General features: G+C 57.0%; 3 protein-coding genes. 1 reads left to right on the forward strand and 2 read right to left on the reverse strand.

The window, feature by feature from the left end; genetic code table 11:
- Nucleotides 1-1,330, forward strand: a 1,330-nt coding sequence (locus WBC85_RS05690) for a TRAP transporter permease (protein ID WP_424433858.1), incomplete at its 5' end; no start/stop codon positions are given.
- 31 nt (nucleotides 1,331-1,361) lie between these two features.
- On the opposite strand, the gene WBC85_RS05695 is transcribed toward WBC85_RS05690, so the two are convergent.
- Both WBC85_RS05695 and WBC85_RS05700 read right to left on the reverse strand, forming a co-directional pair.
- On the reverse strand, nucleotides 1,362-2,921 hold the full coding sequence (locus WBC85_RS05695; protein WP_424433860.1) for an acetolactate synthase large subunit: 1,560 nt from the start codon (nucleotides 2,919-2,921) through the stop codon (nucleotides 1,362-1,364).
- Nucleotides 2,918-4,441 carry a class I adenylate-forming enzyme family protein gene (locus WBC85_RS05700; protein WP_424433862.1) on the reverse strand — a complete coding sequence of 508 codons (1,524 nt, stop codon included), beginning with the start codon at nucleotides 4,439-4,441 and terminating at the stop codon, nucleotides 2,918-2,920. The genes WBC85_RS05695 and WBC85_RS05700 overlap by 4 nt, the downstream gene beginning before the upstream one ends.
- Nucleotides 4,442-4,764 lie beyond the last annotated feature (323 nt).

Raw genomic sequence — 4,764 nt, forward strand, 5'->3', positions numbered from 1 at the left:
GTTCACGGGGGGCGGCAAGTTTTTCAACAACCTCGCCATGGCGCTGGTTGGTGGGTATCGCGGCGGCGCTGCCAAGGTATCAATCTTTGCATCAGGCTTTATGGGATCAATGTCGGGTTCGGTTATCTCGAATGTGCTGACAACGGGCGCGGTTTCTATTCCCGCGATGAAGAAAACCGGTTTTTCTGCCCGCTACGCCGCCGCAACAGAGGCCTGCGCGTCAACCGGGGGCGTGTTGATGCCGCCGATCATGGGGGCAACCGCATTTGTTATCGCGTCCTGGCTTAGTCGTCCCTACGTCGAAATCATGATGGCTGCTGCGATCCCGTCGCTGCTTTATTTCTTTGGCCTGTTTGTCCAGGTCGATGCCTATTCTGCGCGGCGCGGTCTGAAAGGGCTGGCAAAAGTAGACAGGCCCGCCATCTTGCAAACCCTGCGCGAAGGCTGGCTTTATATCGCTGTATTTGCGCTGTTGATCTTCCTGATGGTGGCCTTTCGCTGGGAAAAAACGGCGCCGTTTTATGCCGTCACCTTGTTGCTTATGGTCAACCAGTTCAACAAGAACGATCGCGTCTCTTGGCACGGGTTTTTGAACATCATCGTATCGGTTGGCCGAACGCTTTCCGAGCTGGTCGCCGTGCTGCTTGGGATCGGCATGATTGTTGGGGCCTTTCAAGCGACGGGCCTGACAGGGCCGCTGGCCAATGAGCTGGTGCACATGGCAGGCAATTCCCTGACGATGTTGCTCATCATGGGCGCTGTTACATCCTTTATCTTTGGAATGGGGATGACGGTCACGGCCTGCTATATTTTTCTGGCTGTGGTGCTTGCCCCGGCCCTTGTTCAGGCGGGTCTTGATGAGCTCGCGGTGCATCTGTTCATCCTGTATTGGGGCATGGTCAGTTTCATTACACCGCCCGTCGCTTTGGGTGCTTTCGCCGCTGCCTCGATGGCAGGGGCCAACGCTTTCAAAACCGGTTTTGAAGCCATGAAGCTGGGCGGCGTGATCTATGTAATCCCGTTTTTCTTTGTGCTGAATCCTGCGCTGATCGGCCAAGGCCCGCTTTTGGAAGTGGCAATTGTGCTGGTCTGCGCCTTGATCGGCGTCTGGTTTATTTCGGCAGCGCTGCAAGGATTTGTGAGCTTCGTGGGCCCCTTGAACTCTAGCAGCACATCGGCACTGATGCGGCTGTTTTTGTTCGTGGCCGGCCTGCTTGTTGCCGCGCCGATTGGCGGCATTTTGGGACTAAGCCATGCAGGGCTGACGTTTGCCGGATTTCTTCTTGCGCTGCCGCCAATGGCCGTCGCCTGGCGCGCCGCGCGCGCCTAGGCATTTCAAATCCGGGGCAGGGTTTCGCGGCTTAAAGGTCGACTTGAATAAGGTAGGGCGATGAGGTTGCCAGCCCTGTTTCAATCGCCAGTTCGAGCGCCTCGCATTCGCTTACACGGCAAGCCTCGACACCCATAGAGTTGGCCATGTCGACCCATTGCAAGTCGGGGCGGTCCAAAGACAGCATATCAATGGCACGAGGCCCGGGATTCTGGACGCCGACATTGCTCAGCTCGCCGCGCAGAATTTTGTAACTGCGATTGGCGAAAATCAAGATAGTCACATCGAGGTTTTCGCGCGCCATGCTCCAGAGCGCCTGAACCGTATACATCGCAGAGCCGTCCCCAATGAGCGCCATCACTTTGCGATCCGGGCAGGCGATGGCGGCCCCGATTGCGACAGGAAGCCCATAGCCGATCGAGCCGCCACAGTTGTTCAGCCACGTATGCCGTGCCGCGCCTTTGGTTAAGGGCGAGAACCCGCGCCCCGTGGTGACGGATTCATCCACTATGATCGCATCTTCGGGTATCGTGCGGGCGATCGTGGCAGCGAGCGTATCAAGGTTGATCGGCCCCTGCTGGCGCTCTGGCACTTCGGGCGCGGCGATATGGGCAGGCGGCGTCAGTCTGGCATTCGTTGCATCGCAAAGCGCGTTCAGGGCTGATGTAAGGTCTGTGCCCGCCTCGGCAAGCGGTAGGATTTCTGCGCCATCGCGGGTCAAAATCGCGGGTTTGCCGGGATAGGCAAAAAAGCCGATAGGCGCGCGCGCGCCAAGCAATACAATTCGTTTGTAGGGCTTAAGAACCTCTAACGCGATATCAATCGGATAGGGCACACGCCCGATTGCAACCCGCCCTGCACCACGTTCAAGACGCGCGTTGGCCCATTCGGACAAAAGCCCGCAGCCTGTTTGCGCAGCAATGCGGCCCGCCAGTTCCAAATTGCTTTCGCCAAGCGCATTGCCACCTAGCAATAGCAGACTTTCGGGGCCGTCCAGCGCCTGCGCCGCTTGGGTCAACAGGTCTTCGGCAAAGGGCGCGGGCGGTGCCCGATCAAGGGCTTCATGCGGCACCCCGCCGTCATCCCAAGCGGTGTCACTGGGCAGGATCAGCGTCGCAATCTGGCCCGGCGCAACCATGGCGGCCTGTACCGCCTCTGCTGCATCCTTGCCCACGGCGGCCGCCGAAGTAGACGTGCGTACCCAATGCGAGACGGGCAGGGCAATGCCCTCGATGTCAGCGGTTAGCGGTGCATCCAGCGCGATGTGGCTAGAGGCGTGTTCCCCCACGATATTCACCACGCCGGAACCGGCTTTCTTGGCGTTATGCAGGTTGGATACCCCGTTGGCCAAGCCAGGGCCAAGGTGCAGCAAGGTCGAGGCAGGCTTGCCCGCCATCCGGAAATATCCATCCGCCGCGCCGGTTGCGACACCTTCCTGCAAGGCAAGCACGGAACGCATGCCCGGGATATGATCGAGGGCCGCAACAAAATGCATCTCGGACGTGCCAGGGTTGGTAAAGCAAACCTCTACGCCGCTGGACAGGAGGCTGTGCACAAGACTTTCAGCACCGTTCATTTTAGGTTCGCTCATATGTTCGCTTTCTGCGTGCTCCAATAAGGAATGCGTAGCTCTTTCTTGAGAATTTTGCCGATGCTGCTGCGCGGCAGGGAAGAACGTATTTCGATTGCGGATAGACGCTGGCTTTTACCAAGCTTGCTATTGGCGTCGTTCAAAAGGCTCTCGGCGCTCTTGCTTGAGCCCTCTCGCAGCACCACAAGACCCAGCGGCGTTTCCCCCCAAGTGTCAGAGGGCACCCCAATCACCGCCGCGTCGATAACATCAGGATCGCCCAGAAGCGCCATTTCAAGATCATTGGCATAGATGTTCAAGCCGCCAGAGATAATCATGTCTTTCTTGCGATCAGACAGCACAAGAAACCCGTCCTCATCAAACGAGCCCATATCGCCCGAGCGGAAATAGACATCGCCCTCGGAATTGCGCCAGATGTATTCGGCCGTCAGATCGTCGCGCCCGAAGTATCCGGCCATCATGGTCGGGCCACGTCCGCAGATTTCGCCTATTTCGCCTTGCGGCACTTCCTGCCCGTCTGCGTCGATCAGGCGGATGTCATTGCCGGGGGCCAATTGGCCGACTGTGTGCAGCTTGCCGGGATGTTCATCGGCAACCAGTACAGTCACGCCGCCGCCTTCGGTCAGCCCGTAGTATTCGATCAATTTGCCCGGGAAACGCGCCAACACATCCCGCTTTACATCCGCGCGCAGCGGCGCGGAGGTTGAAAATTTGATCCGCATAGACCCCAGATCGAAACGATCAAAGTCGGGGACATCCATAATCCGTTTGTACTGCACAGGCACAAGCATCGTATGTGTGATCTTCTCATGCTCGACAATTTGCAGATACTGGCGCGCGTCGAACTTGGGCATCAGATAGACAGTCGAGCCGCCAAAAAGCGTTGGCACAAAGGAAACAATCGTCGTGTTGGAATACAGCGGTGTCGAAATCAGGGTGCGCGCGTTGTCATCATAGCCGTTGGGTGACACGCGATCCATCTGCGCCGCTCGCATCCAGTGATCCTGAATAATGCCTTTGGGTGTACCGGTTGTACCAGAAGAATAGATAAGATTGAAAGCATCGCTCATTTCAATCGGAACCATAGGGTCGGTGGTTGGCGCTTGTGCCAAGGCCGCCTCATAGCCTTCAAAAGCGGCATGTTCGAAATCAATCGCAAAGCGCTTGATGGGCAGCTCTGTTACAAAGCCTGCGACCAGTTCAAGGTATTGCGATGCAACAAATATCGCGGATGCGCCGCAGTCGGTCAGCATCTTTTGCAACGCGTCGGGCGATGCCATTGACGACAGGGGCGTCACGCAGGCTCTCGCCCGCAGGATACCCATAAACAGTTCTGCGTAGGGAATGGAATTGGGCGAAATAATCGCGATGTGATCGCCCTTGCCCAATCCCGATTGGATCAACAGGTTCGCAACGCGATTAATCCGCGTATCAAAGGCCCCCCAACTCAATCGGTCTTCACCACAAACCAGCGCCAAGCGCTCGGGATAGGCCGCGCCGTTCGCGCGGATACGGGACACAACCGTTTCCTTTGGCGGATTTTGCGTAGCGGGGGGATGAATAGGGATCATATCGGCCTAACCGTTGTGGAACCTAAGTGCGTGCAGCATGGCAATGAGATCACGAATTGGCAAATACAAGCAACATCAAGATGATGGCTTGTCGGGGTTGGACGATTTACTTTACGTCACTAAACTGTTTGCGCGCAGATGTCGGATTGCACGGGGATAAGATTGTCTGTGAGTGTTGCAACCAAGTAGAAATGTCACTGGGTTTGCAAAGCAGAAGTGTCACCATTGGGCGTGACGGTAGCAAGGCTTAGCAGCCCGGAGACCTCAAATAT

Origin of the sequence: Planktotalea sp., assembly GCF_049680325.1 — a bacterium.
Lineage (GTDB): Bacteria > Pseudomonadota > Alphaproteobacteria > Rhodobacterales > Rhodobacteraceae > Planktotalea.